Raw genomic sequence first — 19598 nt, 5'->3', positions numbered from 1 at the left:
GCCTGACTCATAGACGGACTCTGAGGAGCAAGTGAGCTTGTGATTCACAAGCGGCACCAAATATTCGGTGTCGTCCCGGCGAAAGCCGGGACCCATAACCACCGATGGTCATCGTTGCGCGTCGATGGAACGACGAGTCCCGTCCACAACATCCGCCGCGGAGTATGGGTCCCGGCTTTCGCCGGGACGACATCAAAGTGTGCGGCGCCGTTCGTACCGCGTTGCGTCGTCACCAGTTGCGTCTACGCGCTGCGCGGCGCGCTCCAGGCCGCGGGCGTCACAATTGCGGCGACCTCTGATTGCGTTTGTCGTGATGACAAACTGAAGGCGCAGGGCTAGCCTTCCGTCAAATCAAAACATACGGAGGAATGGCATGCCAGACGCAGCAGTTGCAGCACGCGCTTCAGACTCCACGCAGAGCGGAACCACGCAGCAGGTCGACGTTGCGGTGGTCGGCGCCGGCTTCGCCGGACTTTACCTGTTGCATCGGTTGCGCAAGGCGGGCTTCTCGGCGGTCGCGCTCGAGGAGGGCGCCGATGTCGGCGGCACCTGGTACTGGAATCGTTATCCCGGCGCGCGCTGCGACATCCAGACCATCGACTACAGCTACACTTTCGATCCCGAGCTCGATCAGGCCTGGACCTGGTCGGAGAAATACGCGACCCAGCCGGAAATCCTGCGCTATCTCGGCTTCGTCGCCGACCGTTACGATCTGCGTCGCGACATCAGGTTCGGCACCAAGGTCACGCAGGCGACCTGGAATGATGCGACCTCGCGCTGGCAGATCTCGACCAACAACGGCGCCGACGTCTCGTGCCGCTACTACATCATGGCGACCGGCTGCCTGTCGTCGCCGAAGCCGCCGGAGATCGACGGCGTCAAGGACTTCAAGGGCGAGATCTATTTCACCGGCCGCTGGCCGCATCAGGGCGTCGATCTCAAGGGCAAGCGCGTCGCCGTGATCGGCACCGGATCGTCGGGCATTCAGTCCATACCGATCATCGCCGAGCAGGCCGCGCAGCTCACCGTGTTCCAGCGCACCCCGAACTTCGCGCTACCCGCGGGCAACGGCCCAGCGCCCGAGGATCGCAAGACCTATTTCGAGAGCGACCGTGCTGCCTATCGCGACCAGGCGCGCTGGTCGATGGCCGGCGTGCCCTATCCGCAGCAGACCGTGGTGAGCTGGCAATTGAGCGACGCCGAGCGCCGCGAGCGGTTCGAGAAGGCGTGGGCGGCGGGCGACCTCGTCCACATCCTGACCCAGCTCTGGGCCGACCAGGCGGTCGATGTCGACGGCAACAGACTGGTCGCCGACCTGATCCGCGAGAAGATCGGCGCCGTGGTCAAGGATCCGGAGACGGCGGCGGCGCTGGCCCCGCACGATCATCCGTTCGGTGCCAAACGTCCCTGCCTCGATACCAATTACTACGCGACCTACAACCGTCCCAACGTGACGCTGGTGAATCTGCGGCAGGAGCCGATTAAGGGGATCACCGCCAGCGGCATCTTCACCAACGGACGCAAGTTCGACGTCGACGTCATCGTGTTCGCCACCGGCTTCGACGCGATGACCGGGGCGATCATGGCGGTGCATCCGATCTCCGGCCGTGGCGGCAAGTCGCTGTCGGATGTCTGGGCGCACGGACCGCAGACCTATCTCGGCGTCACCGTCGCGGGCTTCCCCAATCTGTTCATGATCACCGGCCCCGGCAGCCCGTCGGTACTGTCGAACATGGCTGTCTCGATCGAGCAGCATGTCGATTGGGTGGTGGAACGGATCGCCGCGCTGCGCGACGCCGGCTTCACCACGATGGAAGCGACCGAGACCGCGCAGGCCGGCTGGGAACGGCACATGGCCGACTGCACGACGCTGACGCTGCACCGGCTCGCCAACACCTGGTACACGGGCGCCAACGTGCCCGGCAAGCCGCAAGGCGTGATGCCTTATACGGGCGGCGTCGGCCCGTATCGCAGCATCTGTAATGAGGTGGTCGGCCGCGGCATGCTCGGCTTCAAGCTCTCGGGTCCCGGCGTTGCCGAGCAGTGCAATGACGGCGAGATCGTGCGCCTGCAGCCGGATGTGCGGCTGGTGCTGAACCTGCTCGGTGAGATGAACCTGCCGCCGCTCGAGACGATGGGGGCGCAGGGCGCGCGCGACTTCCTCACCGAATTCAACAAGGGCCGCCCCTTTGGCCGCCCGGTCGGCGAGGTCGGCAGCGGCATGCTGCAGGGCGCGGACGGTCCGTTGCCGTACAAGCTCTACCGGCCGACGACGCCGGGGCCGCATCCGATCGTGGTGTATTTCCACGGCGGCGGCTGGGTGCTCGGCGACGAGATGTCGGACGATCCGTTCTGCCGCGACCTGTGCCGGCGCACCGGCATGATCATCGTCAGTGTCGGCTATCGCCATGCGCCCGAGCATCGCTTCCCGGCCGCGGCCGAGGACGGTTTTGCGGCGACGCGCTGGATCGCGGCCCATAGCGCCGAGCTCGGCGGCAGGGCAGGGCCGCTGCTGGTCGCGGGCTGGAGCGCCGGCGGCAACATCGCGGCCGTCACGTGCCAGCTCGCGCGCGATCGCGGCGGGCCCGAGATCGCGGGCCAGCTCCTGATCTGTCCGGTCACCGATTCCACATTCGACCGGCCGTCCTATGTCGACAACGCGACCGGCTATTTCCTGACCCGCGGGCTGATGTACTGGTTCTGGGATCTGTACTGCTCGCCGGCCGACCGCACCGACCCGCGCGTCGCGCCGCTGCGCGGCAAGCTCGAAGGCCTGCCGCCGACGTTCATCGCGACCAGCGAGTTCGATCCGTTGCGCGACGAGGGCATCGCCTATGGCGACGCGCTCGCCAAGGCCGGCGTCAAGGTCGAGCAGCTCAAGGCGCAGGGCCACTTCCACTCGTCGTTCGTGATGGTCGACGTCATCATCACCGGCGTTGCCGGCCGCGTGAAGATGGCGAAGGCGCTGCGGCGCTTCGCCGGCCTGCCCGAGGAGGTCGAGCAGGACAACGTCGCTACGCCGGAGGTCAACGCGGCGGCGAACTAGCTCGGGTTTGAATTGCAGCCGCGCTCCCTCTCCCGCTTGCGGGCACTTGCGGGGGAGGCGCGTTGCGAAAATATCGAAAACAACCCCATGCAAAGGAGCCGGCGGTGGCAGGCGTTCGACCTAGCCACTTGACACGTCGGGCAACCCACGGATATATTTCTAATATTCCGAAATCTCTCGCTCTAACCGAGCTCGAACGTCGTGACGCCGAACACGCGATCGATCCGGAGTGGCGGGATCGCGCCGGTATACATCCGCGCGGTCTCGAACACCGGCGACAGCCCGAGGCCTTGCGCCAGCGCGACGGCGTCGCGGTTGACCGCGGGGACATCGAGGAAGACCTCGCCGCTGCCCGCGCTCGCGAGCAATGCCGCGACAACGGCCTCGGCGCCGGCACGGTCATCGGCAACCAGCGGACCGATCTTGCGGCCGGTCCGGCACGGGCGGATCACGCCCCAGCCGGCCAGCCTGCCGTCGCGCATCAGCGCGCGCCCGACATGTCCTGACGTGTTGATCCAGGCGCGCAGGAATGCCGGCCGCGGTGCGGGAAACACAGTGGCGTCATCGGCTTCGATCAGCGCCATCGGCAGATCGGTCAGCGCGACGGTGCCGTCGCTCGGCGCGGATGGTGCAGCGACAGTGCCGCCGTAGCGCACATTGGCATAGGCGAGCGCGAAGCCGGACCTCTGGTAGTTCGCCTGCTGCGCCACCACGCCATCGAGCCCGATCACGCGCGGGCGCGCATGCGCGATGGCCGCATTCCAGATCTTCAGGCCATGGCCGCGGCCGCGCAGATCCGGACGCACGATGTAGAAGCCGAGGAAGGCAAATTGCGCGCCGTAATTGACGCAGGAGATCACCGCGGCCGGCTCGCCATCGAGCTCGCCGATGAAGAAGCCCTGCGGGTCCTCGGCGGCAAAGCAGGGCGCATCTGCGAGACCAGGATTCCATCCCTCCGCCGCGGCCCAGTCCACCGCGAGCGCGATCTCGTCCGGCTGCATCTGTCGGATGGTGAGGTCGTTCATGGTCGATCGCCTCGTCGTGCTGGAGTTATTGATCGTGCACATCGACGGCTGGAGAACAATACCCCCGTGACGATCTAAAGAATCTACGTCCGTCATGTTGATGAGGCTGCCAACGAGTCCGCGCAAAGCGCGGCCCGATGATAAACTCCGCAGCCGTCTCAAGCACGACGGCCACCAGCCGGGCCGCGCATGCTTCGAGGCTCGCTACGCGAGCACCTCAGCATGACGGGACGAAGAGCGCGCTGGTCCGCGATAAGACGTCGATCTCACCCGGCCTTCGGCCGGTACGCCGCGAAGAACACGCGCGTCGCGCTGTCGACGACGGTTGCGATCCGCTCCGGCGAGGGCGACGGCTTGGCCTGGAAGATGAACGCCTGGAACAGCGTCGCCTGGCACATCTGCATGAATTGCCAGGCCGCGAGCTGGTAGTCGTCGATCACGAGCTCGCCGAGCGCGGCGCGCGCCTCGAGATAGGCGGCGAAGCGGTCGACGGTGTGGGCGATGACGTGGGTGTAGAACCGGCTGCCGAGCTCGGGCATCCGCTCGGCGATCGCCATCACGGTGCGGATCGCCGAGCCGCCGCCGGGCCGGCACAACACCCGCGACATAGGCGCGGCCGAATTCGGGGAGGGTGGTGTCGACGTCGCGCGCCGGATCGAAATTGAAGGCGACCTTGCCCTGCTCGAGCTTTTCCTCCTCGACGATCGCCGCGAACAGCCCGGCCTTGTCGGGGAAATAGACGTAGAGCGTGCCCTTGGAGACGCCGGCAGCGCGCGCGATCTCGCCCATGCTCGCGCCGTCAAAGCCGAGCTCCAGGAATATCTTACGGGCGCCGTCCAGGATCTGGCGGCGTTTCGACGATTCCTCCTCGCCGACGGACTGGAGGGAGGTTCGGGGCGCTGCAACCATTGATTTAGCTTCTCGGGAGAGAACTCAACCCAAAGTAGGAAAGGGAAGAATCGAAGCTTTATAATCTAGCGGGCGGGAATGTATATTGACCGAACCGTTCGGTCAATGGTATCTTGGGAGTGACGATGCGCCGCACGGCCCTTATTCCGCCATCGCGCGCGTCAAGATTTTTGTGGGGAGCCTCGGCCATGGCCGCAGCACGGGATCAGGCTGCACGCATTGTTCGTTCCGAGCCTGAGATGGCCGAGGACGCGATCGCGCGCGATGCATCCGCCGATCTCGGCGAGCAGGGCCGGGCTGATGAAGCCAAGCGTCCCGCGGAGGCGCCGCCCGCGTCTGCGCCCGAGCAGCCGGCGGCTTCGCCCGCTGCGGCGCCGGCGCCGAAATCCGGCAGGCGCAAATTCGTGATGATGGGCGTGGTCGGCCTGCTCGCGCTCGCTGCCGCGGGCTATGCCGCCTATTACCTGATGGTCGGGCGCTTCTACGTCTCGACCGACGATGCCTATGTCCGCGCCAACAACTCCATGCTCGGCGCGCGCGTCGCGGGCCATATCACGGCGATCCTGCCCGGCGACAACGCGCTGGTGCGCGCAGGCGACGTAATCTTCCGGATCGATGATGGCGACTACCGTATCGCGGCCGACGCCGCGCGCACCAGGATCGCGACCCAGCAGGCGACGATCGAGCGCATCGGCCGCCAGGTTGCGGCGGCGGCGAGTTCGGTCGAGCAGGCGCAGGCCCAGCTCGTGTCCGCTCAGGCCGGCCTGAAGCGCGCCGATCTCGATTTCGATCGGCAGCAGGCGCTCAGCACCAAAGGTTTTGCCTCGCGTGCCACCTTCGAAGTCTCGGAGGCCGGCCGTGATCAGGGCGCGGCCAGCGTGCGGTCCGCGCAGGCGGCCTATGATGCGGCCAAGGACAATGTCGAGGTGACCAAGGCGCAGCAGGCCGAGGCCCGCGCCCAGCTCGCCGAATTGCAGACCCAGCTCGCCAAGGCCGAGCGCGATCTCGAATTCACCAATGTCCGTGCGCCGGTCGACGGCACCTTCTCCAACCGCCTGGTCAACACCGGCGACTATATCAATGTGGGCCAGCGGCTCGGCAACGTGGTGCCGCTCGACGGCGTCTACATCGACGCCAACTATAAAGAGACCCAGCTCAAGCGCATCCGCACCGGGCAGCGGGTGACGATCAAGGTCGACGCCTACGGCTTCCGCAAGTTCACCGGCCTCGTCGACAGCATTTCGCCGGCGGCGGGCTCGGTGTTCACGCTGCTGCCGCCCGACAACGCCACCGGTAACTTCACCAAGATCGTGCAGCGCCTGCCGGTCCGCATCCGCGTGCCTGCCAGCGTCGCCAAGCAGGGCCTCTTGCGCGCCGGCATGTCGGTCTACACCACCGTCGACACCCGCGAAGGCGCGGCCGATGCCGACGCCGAAACTGATCTCGACGCGCCGATGATGATCCATCCGCAGTGATGTCTTGAAGCTTCGGACAGAGTCCGAGGCTCGGAGCCGATGAGCCCATGGCTGATACGACCACTGCTTCGCCCTCGATGATGACCGGCGCCCCGGAGTCCGAGCGCATCCAGCCGAAGCGGCTGGTTGCCTTCATCATCATGGTGTTCGGCATGTTCATGTCGATCCTGGACATCCAGATCGTCTCGGCCTCGCTGTCCGAGATCCAGGCCGGCCTGTCGGCATCCTCGACCGAAGTGTCGTGGGTGCAGACCGCCTATCTGATCGCCGAAGTGATCGCGATTCCGTTGTCCGGATTCCTGTCGCGCGCGCTTGGCACGCGGCTGTTGTTCGCGATCTCCGCGTTCGGCTTCACCGCCTCGAGCCTGCTGTGCGGCTTCGCCTCCTCGATCGAGCAGATGATCCTGTGGCGCGCGCTGCAGGGTTTTCTCGGCGCCGGCATGATCCCGACGGTGTTCGCCTCGGCCTACACGATCTTCCCGCGCACCAAATTCCACATCGTGGCGCCGATCATCGGCCTCGTCGCGACGCTGGCGCCGACCGTTGGCCCAACCGTCGGCGGCTACATCACGGATCTGATGTCGTGGCACTGGCTGTTCTTCATCAACATCGTGCCCGGCGTCATCATCACGGCAGGCGTGCTGGCGCTGGTCGATTTCGACCAGCCGAACTTCGCGCTGCTCGAGCGCTTCGACTGGTGGGGCCTGATCTTCATGGGCGGCTTCCTCGGCTCGCTTGAATATGTGCTGGAGGAGGGGCCGCAATATGAGTGGCTGCAGGACACTTCGGTCGCTGTCTGCGCCGCGATTGGCTTCGTCTCGGCGGTCGCGTTCTTCTGGCGCGTCTTGACCGCGGAGGAGCCGATCGTCGATCTCTACGCCTTCAGTAACCGCAACTTCGCGGTCGGCTGCGTGCTGCAGTTCTGCATCGGCATCGGGCTCTATGGCCTGACTTATGTCTATCCGCGCTATCTCGCGGAGGTTCGCGGCTACAGCGCGCTGATGATCGGCGAGACCATGTTCGTCTCCGGCGTCACCATGTTCTTGATGGCGCCGGTGGTCGGGCGGCTGATGCAGAAGGTCGATTTGCGCTACATCATCGCCTTCGGCCTCGTGACCTTCGCGCTCGGCTCCTGGCAGATGACCTGGATCACCCGCGACTATGATTTCTACGAGCTGCTGCTGCCGCAGATCCTGCGCGGCATCGGCATGATGTGCGCCATGGTGCCGACCAACAACATCGCGCTCGCGACGTTGCCGCAGGATCGCGTCAAGAACGCCTCCGGCCTGTTCAACCTGATGCGCAACCTCGGCGGCGCGGTAGGTCTCGCCGTCATCAACGAGGTGCTCAACGACCGCACCGATCTGCACATCTCGCGGCTGCATGACCGCGTGACCTGGGGCAACACCACCGCGGTCGAGACCCTCAACATGTTCACCCAGCGCATGCAGGGCATGGGCGATTCCGCCGTCATGGCGATGAAGCAGCTCTCGCAGATCGTGCACCGTCAGGCAGCGGTGATGGGCTATGGCGATGCCTTCTTCATGCTGTCGCTGTTCTATGTCGCGCTCAGCCTTCTGGTGCTGTTCGTCAACAAGCCACCGTCGATGACCGCGAGCGGCGGCGACGCGCATTAGGTGTCATCGGTTTTCGTATCCCGCATGAGCGAAGCGACATGCGGGACCGATCTCGGCAGTTCATCACTGAGCGTGACGCGGCCCCGGATATCGCTTCGCTCATCCGGGCTACGAAAGTGTGCCGTTGTCGCCGGGCTGAGTGCATCGCATCGGCGCGCGGGCTGCGCCCGGTCCCGTGAATAGCTGATATCGCCGACACATTGACGCACTCACGCCGATGTTACCTTGCCAATCGCGCGTGATGCATTTATAAGCAGCGCTTCCTTACTCGAACCGGGGAGATGCGCATGAAGTCGTTTATTTCGCAGATCGCGCGCCCGCGTTCGACGGTGCTGGACGCGTTTAGGCGTTAGCTCCCGGCGCTGACCGGGCCTGATCCCCGATCAGCAAAACTTCCCAACACGCTATCGACAATTTCCAGCGGCGCTCGCGGTCGGATTCTGCCCGCACGTCGCCTCAGATGGAGCCGGCACGCGCTGCAAAAGCGTGGCCGGAATGTGCCATGACCTCTCTGACGACCAAGCGGCCGGCCGCAATCCGGATCGTGCTTCCCTTTGTCTTCCGCCATTGGCTGGAACAGCCGCTGCGTGCCTCCGCGGTGACGGCCGGATTCCTCGGCGCAACCGCGGCCGACCTGTTCATGCCGGTGTTTTCCGGCCATCTGGTCGACGCGCTGACCGCGGGCGCCACCAATGCGGCCGCGCGCCATGCGGCGATGCTGGCGTTCGGCGCCATCGTCGGCCTCGGCGCGCTGTCGCTGGTGCTGCGGCTGGTCGGCATCCAGACCATCGTGCCGTTCACGCTGAAGACGATGTCCGATGTCGGGCAGCAGGCCTTCATGCGGGTGCAGCGCTTCTCGACCGACTGGCACGCCAATTCGTTCGCCGGCTCCACCGTGCGCAAGATCACGCGCGGCATGTGGGCGCTCGATTTGCTGAACGACACCATCCTGATGGCGCTGCTGCCGTCGGTCGTGGTGCTGGTCGGTTCGATGATCCTGCTCGGCGTGCATTGGCCGCAGCTCGGCGCGGTGATCGCGGTCGGCTCGGTGATCTATGTCGCGATGACCATGGTGTTCCAGGTGCGCTACGTCGCGCCTGCCGCGCGCGTTTCCAATGCGTGGGACACCAAGGTCGGCGGCACGCTGGCCGACGCCCTGACCTGCAACGCGGTGGTGAAGTCGTTCGGCGCGGAGACGCGCGAGGACGTGCGGCTCGACGGCGTCATCAGCCGCTGGCGCCGACGGGTGCGGCGCACCTGGTTCCGCTACAACCACACCTCGACGGCGCAGCTCGTGGTGCTGCTGTGCTTCCGCGCCTCGGTGATCGGTGGTGCGATCCTGCTGTGGGCGCAGGGCCGCGCCACGCCGGGCGACGTCACCTATGTGCTGACCAGCTACTACATCATCCACGCCTATCTGCGCGATGTCGGCATGCACATCAACAACCTGCAGCGTTCGGTGAACGACATGGAGGAGCTGGTGCAGATCCATGGCGAGCCGCTTGGCATCGTCGACGCGGATGATGCTGGAACGATCGACATCCAGGGCGGCCGCATCGTGTTCGACGACGTCACGTTTCACTATGGCGGCCATCGCCGGCCGCTCTATGACGCCCTGTCGGTCGACATCGATGCCGGCGAGCGGGTCGGCCTGGTCGGGCGCTCCGGCTCCGGCAAGACGACCTTCGTCAAGCTGGTGCAGCGGCTCTACGACGTCTCCGCTGGCCGGATCCTCATCGACGGTCAGGACATCGCCAAGGCGACGCAGCAATCGCTGCGCAGCCAGATCGCGATCGTGCAGCAGGAGCCGATCCTGTTCCACCGCACCCTGGCGGAGAACATCGCCTATGGCCGGCCGGGCGCCGGCATGGAGGCGATCGAGCAGGCGGCGCGGCTTGCCAATGCGCACGACTTCATCATGCGGCTGCCGAAGGGTTACGGCACGCTGGTGGGCGAGCGCGGCGTCAAGCTGTCGGGCGGCGAGCGGCAGCGCGTGGCGCTGGCACGCGCCTTCCTGGCCGATGCGGCGATCCTGATCCTGGACGAGGCGACCTCGAGCCTCGATTCGGAATCCGAGGCGCTGATCCAGCAGGCGATGGAACGGTTGATGAAGGGCCGCACCTCGATCGTGATCGCGCACCGGCTGTCGACCGTGCGCAGCATGGATCGCATCCTGGTGTTCGACCGCGGCGAGATCGTCGAGCAGGGCACCCATGAGGTGCTGGCCGCGCGTCAAGGCGGCATCTATCGCGGCCTGTTCGAGCGTCAGGCGACCGAGTTCGGTCAGGCCGCGGCGGAGTGAGATGGCGCATGGCTGGAGCGTCGGTTCTGATTGGATCAGAACCGACGCTCACGCAGCGCCCGCTATTTCGGCGCCAGTCCGTTCCACACCAGCGCGACGCCGGACAGGAACAGCAGCAGCAGCACGACGTCGGAGAAATTGCGGTCGCTGAGCGCGTGATAGAGCCGCGCGCCGAGCCAGGCGCCGAGCAGTGTCCCCGGAAACGCGCACGCCACCAGCCAGATCAGCTCGGGCTTCGCCAGGCCGCTTGCGATCTGCACGCAAAGCGCGGCCGCCAGGATCGTGAAGTTGAAGATCTGGAACACGCCGCGGCGCTGCTGTTTGCCCCAGCCGCGCACGCTGGCCCACAGGATCGGCAGCGGGCCGGACAGTCCGGCGAGGCCGCCGAGGATGCCGCCGGCAAATCCGATCGCGCCATCGGCCCATTTGCCGCCGAAGGCGATCGACATCGGCTTGCGCTGCAGGAACAACGCGGTCGGAAACACCAGCAGGAAGACGCCGATCGTCAGCTTGAAGACCTCGGGGTCGGCCCGCGCGATCAGCAGGATGCCGATCGGCACGCCCGCGAGGCCTGCGATGACGAACGGCCAGACCAGGCGGAAATCGATGCTCTTCCAGATCGACGGCAAGGTCGAGAGCTGCGCGATGACCGAGCAGACCAGCACGAGCGGCACCGCGAGTGTCGGCGGCAGCACATAGAGCCAGATGCCGAGCGCCATCAGCGCGGTGCCGAAGCCGGCAAGGCCGGAGACGAAACCGCCGGCAAGCGCGCCGAAGAACAGGATCGCATAGCTTGCCGGGGTCATTTTTTCTCCTTCGTCATTCCGGGATGGTCCGAAGGACCAGACCGCAGGCGCGCAATCGCGCACCGGGGAATCTCGAGATTCCGGCTTCGATGCTGGCGCATCGCCCCGGAACGACGGTGGTGTTTGGCGCCACGTTTACACAACGCGTCTCGCAGGTACTATTCAAAATCGCGGCTCATCAACGATAATCGGAACGGAAGCATCCCATGACTTCAGGCTCGCCCGCGAATTCGCAAAAAACCTTTCTGGTCTGTCACGGCGCCTGGTCGGCAGGCTGGGCATGGAAGAAGATGCATCCCCTGATGCAGGCCGCCGGCCATCGGCTGGTCACGCCGAGCTACACCGGGCTTGGCGAGCGCGCGCACCTTGCGCATCAAGGACTCGACCTCGAGGCGCATATCCAGGATGTGCTTAGCGTCATCAGTTACGAGGACCTGCACGACATCGTGCTGATCGGGCACTCCTATGGCGGCATGGTCGCGACCGGCGTCGCCGACCGGGTGCGCGAGCGCATCGCGCAGATGATCTATATCGACGCTTTCGTGCCGCGCGACGGCCAGTCGCTGTTCGATCTCAACGAATCGGCGATCGAGACCATGCGTGAGTTCGCGAGCGACGGCGACGGCTGGCGTATTCCGCCGATGCCGGTGCCGCCGGACACGTCGCCCGCCGACGTCGCATGGCTGAGCGCGCGGCGCGTCGACATGCCGATCAAATGCTTCGAGCAGAAATTGCGGTTGAAGCACGGCGAGACCAGCCTGCCGCGCAGCTACATCTACGCCACCCGCGCCACGCAGGCCGACACGTTCGGCCAGTTCGCCCGGCGCATCAGGAACGAAGCCGGCTGGCGCTATTTCGAGATCGACGCCAGCCACTCGCCGAACGTCACCGCACCGGAGGCGCTGATGGCGATGCTCATGGAGATTGTTTCCTGAGGCGATTTCTAGCGATCCAGATCGTATTCGTGCACGGCAATCCTCGTTCACGGACGAGATCTATCAGCGCTGCGGTGAAAGATCCGAGCGCTACGATAAAAAGTATGGCGACACCATATTCGTGCCGCAGCTGGAAATAGGTACTGACGAATGCCACGATCACCAGCAGGCACGTCGGGATGGCGCTTATTGTGGAGAACATGATAGGCGATTGAGGAACTCGGCGCGGCGCCTCAGCCGGGGCATGTCTCTCTTACGCCCTGTTTTGGCATCATCGCCGTCCGGGACCGCATCAAGAGCTTGTATCCGGTCGGTCACGCGGTTCATGCGGGAGATCAGCGTCCGGATTGGGTTTGAGGTTCTGGCGGGCACTGATTGACTGGCGGTTGCATTGACCAATGCCGCTGAAACGCCGCGCCCTGTCCGCTTCAGCATGCGGCAGGCCGCGCGCAACCGCGACGGCTGGCGTATGCTGCGGGATGCCGATGCCGCGCCGGAATCAATCAGCCGCTTGTTTGCCCGGGATCATGCACCGCGCGCGTCGCGGACGGCTTGAGCGACCTTTGTCGCCTGCGATACGCGTCCGATCTTTGCGCCTGCAATGATCTTTCGTCGGCGTTCGCTTGGCTTCGACGCCATGCCTTCGTCCGCGGTGCCTCCTGCCGGGGGACGCGTCGTGAAGTTCGCGGCCCGGTGCAGCGCGAGGGCCTTTCGCGCTGCTTCGACATGTGCGGTCCGGGCTGCCAGATTGTGCTGACGCCTCAGCTCCGTGTTGACCCGTTTCAGCGCTGCCGCGAAGACCTGTTTTCGCTCTGACGCATGCTTGGCGGTTCCTGGAAAGCTCGTGCCGCGAGCCTCGGCCTTTCCGCGGCTCTCTCGCTGCTTCTGTCGGCCGACCGTTCGCTCCTTATCGCGCATCTTGCGCAAGCGGGGTCGCATGGCCTCGAGCTCGCTCACCTCAACGCCGTAGATGGCGGGATGATGCGTCAGGCGGATTTCCTCATATTCTTCGTGGCTGAGGATGCTGCGTTCGAACTTGCAGGCGACCGACATTCCTATTCCTCCTCTTGATCTTCTTGAATCTCGGGGCAGAAGGACACGTCCAGCTCTGGCGGATCATAGCTGCAATGCCGCGGGATGGCCAATCTGCCACTATCCAAACTCGGCCAGCGCTTCGATCGCAGTGATCGATTGTCTTGCTATAGCGTCAAAGCACAGTGGCTCCTACTTTTCTGCGTCGTTGTCCTTGAGACGAATCCCCTCAGTGCGCAGAGCCGCAAAGAGAGCCGCGATATCTTCGGGCTCCATATTGTTGGGGCACATCCCGTTCAGTTGCTCGGTCGTGATCGTGCCGGTGCTGCTGGCGATGTCTCTTGCCTTCGCCATGATCTTCTGAAGGTCCATCTGCGATCCTCCGCGAGAGGCACACTCTACGCCCGCCACCCCATGCATGTCGCCTTTTAAGAAAGGTGGGCTGTGGCGGCACTGAAGCGATCGGTTCGCTTCGAGTTGAGATAATATCGTTCGAAGTTCGCCATCGGAACTAGGCAGCGACCGCAACTTTGTCTCGCATGTTCGGTTGAACTGCGACATAATGAGCGCCTCGCGTGCTGGTGAGCATGGATTCATGAACCGCAGCCCCGTGCTCGTAGACCTGGCGCTTCAAGGTGGGGGATCGCACGGTGCGTTCACGTGGGGTGTCCTGGATCGGCTTCTCGAAGAACCTTGGTTTCAGATTGCGGGCATATCCGGGACATCGGCCGGAGCGATGAACGCAGCCGTGCTGGCGGATGGTTGGACCGCGGGCGGCGCTGCCGGCGCACGCGAAGCGCTTGAAAAATATTGGCGAAGCGTCTCGCGCGCCGCCGCATTCAGTCCGTTGCAACGGTCGCCGCTCGACCGCCTGATGGGACGCTGGTCGCTTGACAGCTCCCCGGCCTATCTCTTTACCGATTTGATGTCGCGGATGCTTTCACCCTACGACCTCAATCCGCTTGGCTTCAATCCGCTACGCGACATATTGAACGACAGTATCGATTTCGAGCGTCTTGCACGCGCGCCGATCAAGCTCTTCATCACCGCCACGCGCGTGCGTACGGGCCGCGGACGGATTTTTCGCAACGCGGAGATTACCGCGGAAGTCCTGCTCGCGTCGGCTTGCTTACCAACGATGTTTCGCGCGATCGAGATCGATGGCGAGCCCTATTGGGACGGCGGCTACGCGGGCAATCCCACGATTACACCGCTCGTCCGCGAGACCGACGCGCGCGACACCGTCGTCGTCCAGATCAACCCGACCGAGCGTCCGGAGCAGCCGCGCACGGCCGCTGACATTCTCAACCGGCTTAACGAGATCTCGTTCAACTCGCCGCTGGCAAAGGAGCTGCGGATGATCGCGTTGCTTCGCCAGGTCGCCGATCCCGGTACAGGGGAAGGCGCCCGCTGGGCGCAGATGAAGACGCACCGGATCAAGAGCGACATGCTCGCGACGTTCGGTTCGTCATCCAAGCTCAATGCCGAATGGGCGTTCGTGGCCAAGCTGCACGAGGAAGGGCGGCGAGCCGCCGGCGAATTCCTCGACGCCCATGGCGCCGATCTCGGTGAGCGTTCGACGGCGGATCTCGATATTCTGCTGGCGGAGTGCTGAGACGATGGGTCTTCTCGGCATTCTCGTCGGGCTTGGACTGCTGGTCTGTCTTGCTTTCCGCGGTTGGAGCGTGCTGCTGCTCGCGCCGCTCTGTGCGCTGGTGGCCGCAGCCTTCGGCGGCGAGCCGCTGCTTGCCAACTGGACGCAGACCTTCATGGGTAGTGCGTCGGAGTTTCTCGCGCAGTTCTTCCCTATTTTTCTGCTTGGCGCCGTGTTCGGAAAGCTCATGGATGACAGCGGCGCAGTCGCGGCGGTCGCGGGCTTCATCTCCCGGTGCCTGGGCGAACGCCGGATCATCCTTGCGGTCGTGCTCGCAGGCGCACTGGTCACCTATGGCGGCGTCAGCCTGTTCGTCGCCTTCTTTGTCATCGTTCCGATGGCGCAGTCGCTGTTTCGCACGGCGGGGATTCCACGTCGTCTGGTACCGGCGGCGGTCATTCTCGGGACTTCGACCTTCACCATGTCGGCGCTGCCGGGCACGCCGTCGATACAGAATGCGATACCGATGCCTTTCTTCGGCACGACCCCCTTTGCCGCACCGGGCCTCGGCGTTGTCGCCTCGATCATCATGCTGAGCGTCGGGCTGTGGTGGCTGCTTCGCGCGGAGAAGGCAGCGCATCGCGCAAAAGAGGGGTATGGCGACGAGCCGCCGGTTCCGGCGGATGCAGCCGACGATGAGCTGTTGCGCGAGCGGGCTACGACGGCGCGAGAATTCGACCCGGCGGAGCTCCGCCACGGATATCACAGCGATGCCGCCGTCCCGATTTTCAACGCCATCCTTCCCCTGATCGTCGTCGTCGCCGTCAATCTGGTGATGTCGCTGGTTGTGCTGCCTCGGCTTGATTTCTCGTTCCTGGCCGAACAGCGGTGGGGAAATACATCACTGGCTGCCGTGGCCGGTGTCTGGTCAGTTGTCGTGGCGTTGGCGGGAGCGATCGTGACGGTCATCCTCTGCAACTGGACGCGGCTGCCCGCACTGCGACGAACGATGGATGCCGGTGCCAACGCGTCGGTCCTGCCGGCGCTGAGCGTCGCAAGCCTTGTCGGATTCGGCGCCGTTATCGCCTCGCTTCCCGCCTTCGGCGTGGTGCGGGACTGGGTGTTGCGAATTGAAGGCGGTCCATTGGTGTCGCTCGCGGTCGCGACGAACATCCTTGCGGCGCTGACGGGGTCGGCTTCCGGCGGCTTGACGATCGCGCTCGATGCGCTGGGACGGACCTATATGGACCTTGCCGCGGAGGCGGGTATTGACCCCGGCCTGTTGCATCGCGTCGCGGTGATCGGTTCGGGAACGCTGGACATTCTACCTCACAACGGCGCTGTCGTTAGCCTGCTTGCGATCTGTGGGCTCAAGCATCGCGATAGCTATCTCGACATTGTCATGGTCGGCATTGTGAGTTCTGTCATTGCACTCGCAGCGGTGATTGCGATCGGCACCGCATTCGGGTCGTTCTGACGCAAGACGATGGGTTGGCTCTACTTCCCGCCGGCGCGCGTAGCTGGAACGATGCTGATCTGAAAATGGCGAGGGGCCCGGCGTGTCGCGCCGAGCCCCTCATGGTCCATCTTCAAGACGCGTTTTCTTCACGCGAACCGGAAATCCACTTCGCTCGAAAACGCTTTAGAATATCAGCCGGCCTGTAAGCCGGGTTCTGTAGGGCACCATTCTCGCGAATGGTACGCGACGGCCATTCCTCTGGGACAAGGTTTGCACCTTGCCTCGGGCAACCTACCCGGACAGCGGGCCTGACATCGCCCTGCGGTGTTATCGCGCGTGCGCGAACTAACCGCGTTGCCGTCCCTATTCGGTTTTGCTCCCGGTGTGGTTTGCCATGCCATCTCCGTTGCCGGAAACGCGGTGCGCTCTTACCGCACCTTTTCACCCTTACTTCCTCCGAGGAGGGAGCGGTTCGTTCTCTGTGGCACTTTCCCTGGGGTCGCCCCCGCCGGATGTTATCCGGCACCGCATGTCGATGGAGCCCGGACTTTCCTCCCCCGCGGCCTTTCGGCGCTTGCGGGAGCGGCCGTCCGGCCGACTGACGGGTTACGCATGCGGGCTTTGGCCGCCCGCGTCAAGCGATTGCGATGGTTAACCCCTGGCCCGGCGCCCGGCGGGTCCTCGATTTTGACATTCGCAGAGGAGGGGCCTTTGATATCGATTTGATCGATCCAAAGGTCGAGGCGCCATGGATACCGAACTGGCCCGGACGTTCCTGACGGTGGTGAGCGCCGGCAACTTCATCACCGCGGCGGAGCGGCTGCATGTCAGCCAGTCGACCGTCAGCACCCGCATCCACACGCTCGAGCAGCAGCTCGGCTGCGTGCTGTTCGTGCGCAACAAGGCCGGCACCAAGTTGACGCCGGCCGGCCGGCAGTTTCAGCGCCACGCCTCGGTGCTGGTCCGCACCGTCGAGCAGGCGCGCCATGATGTAGGAATCCCCAAGGGATTTTCCGCGACGCTGGTGGTCGGCGGCCGCATCGGACTTTGGGAAGAGTATCTGCTGCGCTGGCTGCCGCTGATGACGCGGGCGCATCCCGACATCTCGATCCGCGCCGAGAGCGCGCTCGAGCCCGAGCTGATGCAGGGGCTGGTCGAGGGACGCATCGACATCGGCGTGATGTACACGCCGCAGAGTCGCCCTGGCCTCAAGGTCGAGCAGCTGTTCGAGGAGCAGCTCATCCTGGTGTCGACCGATCCGAAAAGCGCACCGGAGCCGGGACCGCGCTATGTCTATGTCGATTGGGGCCCCGAATTCTACGCGCGTCACGCCACGCTGTTTCCGAATTTCGCCGGCCCCGCGCTGACGGTGAATATCGGCTGGCTCGGATTGCAGCATCTTTTGGAGAATGGCGGCTCTGGCTTCTTCGCGCGTCGTATCGTGGAGCCGCTCCTGAAGGCGCGGCGGCTGCACGCCGTCGCCGGCGCACCTGGCTTTGCGATGCCCGCCTATGTCGCCTATCCGGCTGACAGCCAGGACGATCATCTGGCGCGCGCGGTCGAGACCATGCATCGGCTTGCCGCGTCGCAGGTTAATGCGAGCGCGGACCTGCCGCGGTCCAGGCCTGCCGCGCGGCGGCGGCGCTGACCGCGATTTCTATCGGCATCTCCGATCGATTCCATCGGCTTTCTTCGCTTGTCAGCGCAAACGTCCGCGTTCACAGCAGGATCGGGATCAGCAGGAGGTCAAACGATGGATATTGCGGCAGAAGTGGGAGACGCGTTGCTCAAGGGAGCCTCCGACGCGATCGTTGCGACCGATGTCGAAGGCCGTATCAGCTTGTGGAATCCCGGCGCGGTCAGGATGTTCGGCTTCAGCGCCGAGGAGGCGATCGGACAATCGCTCGATTTGATCATTCCGGAGAATCTGCGCGCGCGTCACTGGGCCGGCTTCCGGCACACGATGGCGACCGGGACGAGCCGTTACGGTCAGGGCGATCTGCTGTCGGTGCCGGCGCTGACCAGGCACGGGACGCGCATCTCCGTCGAATTCACCATCGAGATGCTGCACGATGCGGCGCACAAGGTCGCCGGCACCGTCGCGGTGATGCGCGACGTGACCAAGCGTTTCGAGGAGCTCAAGGAGTTGCGGCGCCGCGCCGCGCAGCAGGCCGCGACATCGTCGTAAAGGCTGGGAAGCCATGCCGTCATTGCGAGGAGCTCGCGACAAAATTGCGAAGCAATTTTGCGCTGAAGCGACGAAGCAATCCATCGCTCCGCACATGCGACAGATGGATAGCTTCGCGGAGCCTGTCATCGGGCGCGCGTTCGCGCGACCCGGTGGCTCGCAGTGACGCGGATAAGGCTACAAGCAAATGCCAGGTTCTCGGTCATCCCCTCCGGAGCCGATCACGGCCGCTGGAGCTACTTTCCCGATCGCAGGCGGGTCTCCGCCAGCGCGGTCACAAGGCCGATGACCAGCATCGAGGCCACGATGTCGGCTTCCGCACCGAAACCAAATGCGATCACCGTCGCTGCGGCTACCGCCGCAAGGATCGCGATGGTCAGCCCTTCGTCGGCGATCAGCTGACGCAACGCCTTCAGGCGCGTGATGCCCCGTTGCATTGCCTGCTCACACGCCGAGCGGATTGCCGCCCGCGGCGATGTTCGAGGCGACCTGACTGGCGTGGTGGCGCGGTTTCGCCACGATCCGGCTGCGCAGGATTCGGTACAGCATCGACAGCAGGAGCCGGGAAAGGCGTGTGGCTGTCTGCGGCAGTGGTGTCATGGCGAAAGTCCTCCGGGCATCCGAAGGCTACGCGCTGCCATGAATTTAACAAACGAATAATATTGGGGATTACTATCGGATTATCCGATATAAGCTGGCTCTGCGGCCCGCCGGGCCGGTGAGACATTCACGCCGGGCGGCCAAAATAATTTATCCTGACGATGTCGTCCTGCGTGTCGCCCGTTCGACTGGGTGTCGGCGATCCAGCCGATCAAGAGGAGTTCTCAAGATGCAATATCTGTTGCTGATCTACCGGAGCGACGCGGAATATGGCCGCATGAATGCCGACGACCGCAAGGCCCTGTCGGCGGAATATGGCGTCTACACCCAGTCCATCATCCAGAGCGGACACTTCAAGGCGGGTGACGGGCTGCAGCCGGTGTCGACCGCGACCACCGTTCGGGTGCGCGACGGCAAGACGCTGACAACCGACGGGCCGTTTGCGGAAACCCGCGAACAACTCGGCGGCTATTATCTGGTCGATGCCAAGGATCTCGACACGGCGCTCGGCCTCGCGGCGCGGATTCCCGGCGCCAAGACCGGCTCGATCGAAGTCAGGCCGGTGATGATCTACGACAAGTGATGGTTTC

Annotated in this window: 17 protein-coding genes, 1 other RNA gene and 1 pseudogene; 10 read left to right on the top strand and 9 right to left on the bottom strand. The window is 64.6% G+C overall.

The genetic code is table 11. From position 1 onward, the window contains the following. Positions 1-373 precede the first annotated feature (373 nt). Positions 374-3046 (top strand): flavin-containing monooxygenase, encoded by a 2673-nt coding sequence (locus ACVMB1_RS22295; protein ID WP_076824099.1) that lies wholly within the window; start codon positions 374-376, stop codon positions 3044-3046. A gap of 182 nt (positions 3047-3228) precedes the next feature. Here ACVMB1_RS22295 and ACVMB1_RS22290 read toward each other — a convergent pair whose 3' ends face one another. Together ACVMB1_RS22290 and ACVMB1_RS22285 are read right to left on the bottom strand one after the other, a co-directional pair. Continuing rightward, positions 3229-4071 (bottom strand): GNAT family N-acetyltransferase, encoded by an 843-nt coding sequence (locus ACVMB1_RS22290; RefSeq protein WP_076824101.1) that lies wholly within the window; start codon positions 4069-4071, stop codon positions 3229-3231. Positions 4072-4337: 266 nt separating this feature from the next. After that, positions 4338-4980, bottom strand: a pseudogene (locus ACVMB1_RS22285) (TetR/AcrR family transcriptional regulator). Between the two features lie 188 nt (positions 4981-5168). On the opposite strand from ACVMB1_RS22285, the gene ACVMB1_RS22280 reads away from it, so the two are divergent. The 3 genes from ACVMB1_RS22280 to ACVMB1_RS22270 all read left to right on the top strand — a co-directional run bounded on the left by ACVMB1_RS22280 (position 5169) and on the right by ACVMB1_RS22270 (position 10394). After that, positions 5169-6455, top strand: a complete 1287-nt coding sequence (locus ACVMB1_RS22280; RefSeq protein ID WP_076824105.1) for an HlyD family secretion protein — start codon at positions 5169-5171, stop codon at positions 6453-6455. 47 nt (positions 6456-6502) lie between these two features. Beyond that, positions 6503-8092 carry a DHA2 family efflux MFS transporter permease subunit gene (locus ACVMB1_RS22275; RefSeq protein ID WP_076824108.1) on the top strand — a complete coding sequence of 530 codons (1590 nt, stop codon included), beginning with the start codon at positions 6503-6505 and terminating at the stop codon, positions 8090-8092. A gap of 502 nt (positions 8093-8594) precedes the next feature. Beyond that, positions 8595-10394: an ABC transporter ATP-binding protein gene (locus ACVMB1_RS22270; RefSeq protein WP_076824110.1), complete on the top strand. Its 1800-nt coding sequence runs from the start codon at positions 8595-8597 to the stop codon at positions 10392-10394. A 62-nt stretch (positions 10395-10456) separates the two neighbouring features. Here the strand turns inward: ACVMB1_RS22270 and ACVMB1_RS22265 are convergent, their stop codons facing one another. Continuing rightward, positions 10457-11200 (bottom strand): sulfite exporter TauE/SafE family protein, encoded by a 744-nt coding sequence (locus ACVMB1_RS22265; RefSeq protein ID WP_057014980.1) that lies wholly within the window; start codon positions 11198-11200, stop codon positions 10457-10459. Between the two features lie 206 nt (positions 11201-11406). On the opposite strand from ACVMB1_RS22265, the gene ACVMB1_RS22260 reads away from it, so the two are divergent. Next, positions 11407-12135 carry an alpha/beta fold hydrolase gene (locus ACVMB1_RS22260; protein ID WP_057014981.1) on the top strand — a complete coding sequence of 243 codons (729 nt, stop codon included), beginning with the start codon at positions 11407-11409 and terminating at the stop codon, positions 12133-12135. On the opposite strand, the gene ACVMB1_RS22255 is transcribed toward ACVMB1_RS22260, so the two are convergent. The 3 genes from ACVMB1_RS22255 to ACVMB1_RS22245 all read right to left on the bottom strand — a co-directional run bounded on the left by ACVMB1_RS22255 (position 12116) and on the right by ACVMB1_RS22245 (position 13539). Further along, positions 12116-12337 carry a DUF2721 domain-containing protein gene (locus ACVMB1_RS22255; RefSeq protein WP_141341411.1) on the bottom strand — a complete coding sequence of 74 codons (222 nt, stop codon included), beginning with the start codon at positions 12335-12337 and terminating at the stop codon, positions 12116-12118. The two genes, ACVMB1_RS22260 and ACVMB1_RS22255, sit on opposite strands and share 20 nt — an antisense overlap. 323 nt (positions 12338-12660) lie before the next feature. After that, the gene (locus ACVMB1_RS22250) at positions 12661-13188 is read right to left on the bottom strand and encodes a hypothetical protein (protein ID WP_076824112.1); all 528 of its coding nucleotides are present in this window, start codon (positions 13186-13188) and stop codon (positions 12661-12663) included. A 171-nt stretch (positions 13189-13359) separates the two neighbouring features. Continuing rightward, a complete protein-coding gene (locus tag ACVMB1_RS22245) occupies positions 13360-13539 on the bottom strand; it encodes a hypothetical protein (protein WP_076824115.1) in 180 nt (59 codons plus the stop codon). Positions 13540-13762: 223 nt separating this feature from the next. On the opposite strand from ACVMB1_RS22245, the gene ACVMB1_RS22240 reads away from it, so the two are divergent. Continuing rightward, positions 13763-14782, top strand: coding sequence for a patatin-like phospholipase family protein (locus ACVMB1_RS22240; RefSeq protein WP_057014984.1), 1020 nt, complete (start codon positions 13763-13765; stop codon positions 14780-14782). A gap of 4 nt (positions 14783-14786) precedes the next feature. Then, positions 14787-16238, top strand: coding sequence for a GntP family permease (locus ACVMB1_RS22235; protein ID WP_057014985.1), 1452 nt, complete (start codon positions 14787-14789; stop codon positions 16236-16238). A 169-nt stretch (positions 16239-16407) separates the two neighbouring features. On the opposite strand, the gene rnpB is transcribed toward ACVMB1_RS22235, so the two are convergent. Continuing rightward, positions 16408-16822, bottom strand: an RNA gene (rnpB, locus tag ACVMB1_RS22230) — RNase P RNA component class A. A gap of 146 nt (positions 16823-16968) precedes the next feature. Here rnpB and ACVMB1_RS22225 point away from each other — a divergent pair. Both ACVMB1_RS22225 and ACVMB1_RS22220 read left to right on the top strand, forming a co-directional pair. Next, on the top strand, positions 16969-17868 hold the full coding sequence (locus tag ACVMB1_RS22225; protein WP_076824117.1) for a LysR family transcriptional regulator: 900 nt from the start codon (positions 16969-16971) through the stop codon (positions 17866-17868). A 105-nt stretch (positions 17869-17973) separates the two neighbouring features. After that, positions 17974-18408 (top strand): PAS domain S-box protein, encoded by a 435-nt coding sequence (locus ACVMB1_RS22220; RefSeq protein ID WP_057014986.1) that lies wholly within the window; start codon positions 17974-17976, stop codon positions 18406-18408. A gap of 236 nt (positions 18409-18644) precedes the next feature. Here ACVMB1_RS22220 and ACVMB1_RS22215 read toward each other — a convergent pair whose 3' ends face one another. Together ACVMB1_RS22215 and ACVMB1_RS22210 are read right to left on the bottom strand one after the other, a co-directional pair. Further along, a complete protein-coding gene (locus tag ACVMB1_RS22215; protein ID WP_057014987.1) occupies positions 18645-18845 on the bottom strand; it encodes a hypothetical protein in 201 nt (66 codons plus the stop codon). Positions 18846-18852: 7 nt separating this feature from the next. Then, positions 18853-19008, bottom strand: coding sequence for a hypothetical protein (locus tag ACVMB1_RS22210; protein ID WP_176937094.1), 156 nt, complete (start codon positions 19006-19008; stop codon positions 18853-18855). Positions 19009-19237: 229 nt separating this feature from the next. Here ACVMB1_RS22210 and ACVMB1_RS22205 point away from each other — a divergent pair, with 229 nt between their 5' ends. Continuing rightward, positions 19238-19591, top strand: a complete 354-nt coding sequence (locus ACVMB1_RS22205) for a YciI family protein (RefSeq protein WP_057014988.1) — start codon at positions 19238-19240, stop codon at positions 19589-19591. The last annotated feature ends 7 nt before the right edge of the window (positions 19592-19598 follow it).

The sequence above is a fragment of the Bradyrhizobium sp. USDA 4504 genome, assembly GCF_054063995.1.
Note: the sequence above shows the minus strand (reverse complement) of the source record. Positions and strands in the feature narration are given on the sequence as shown.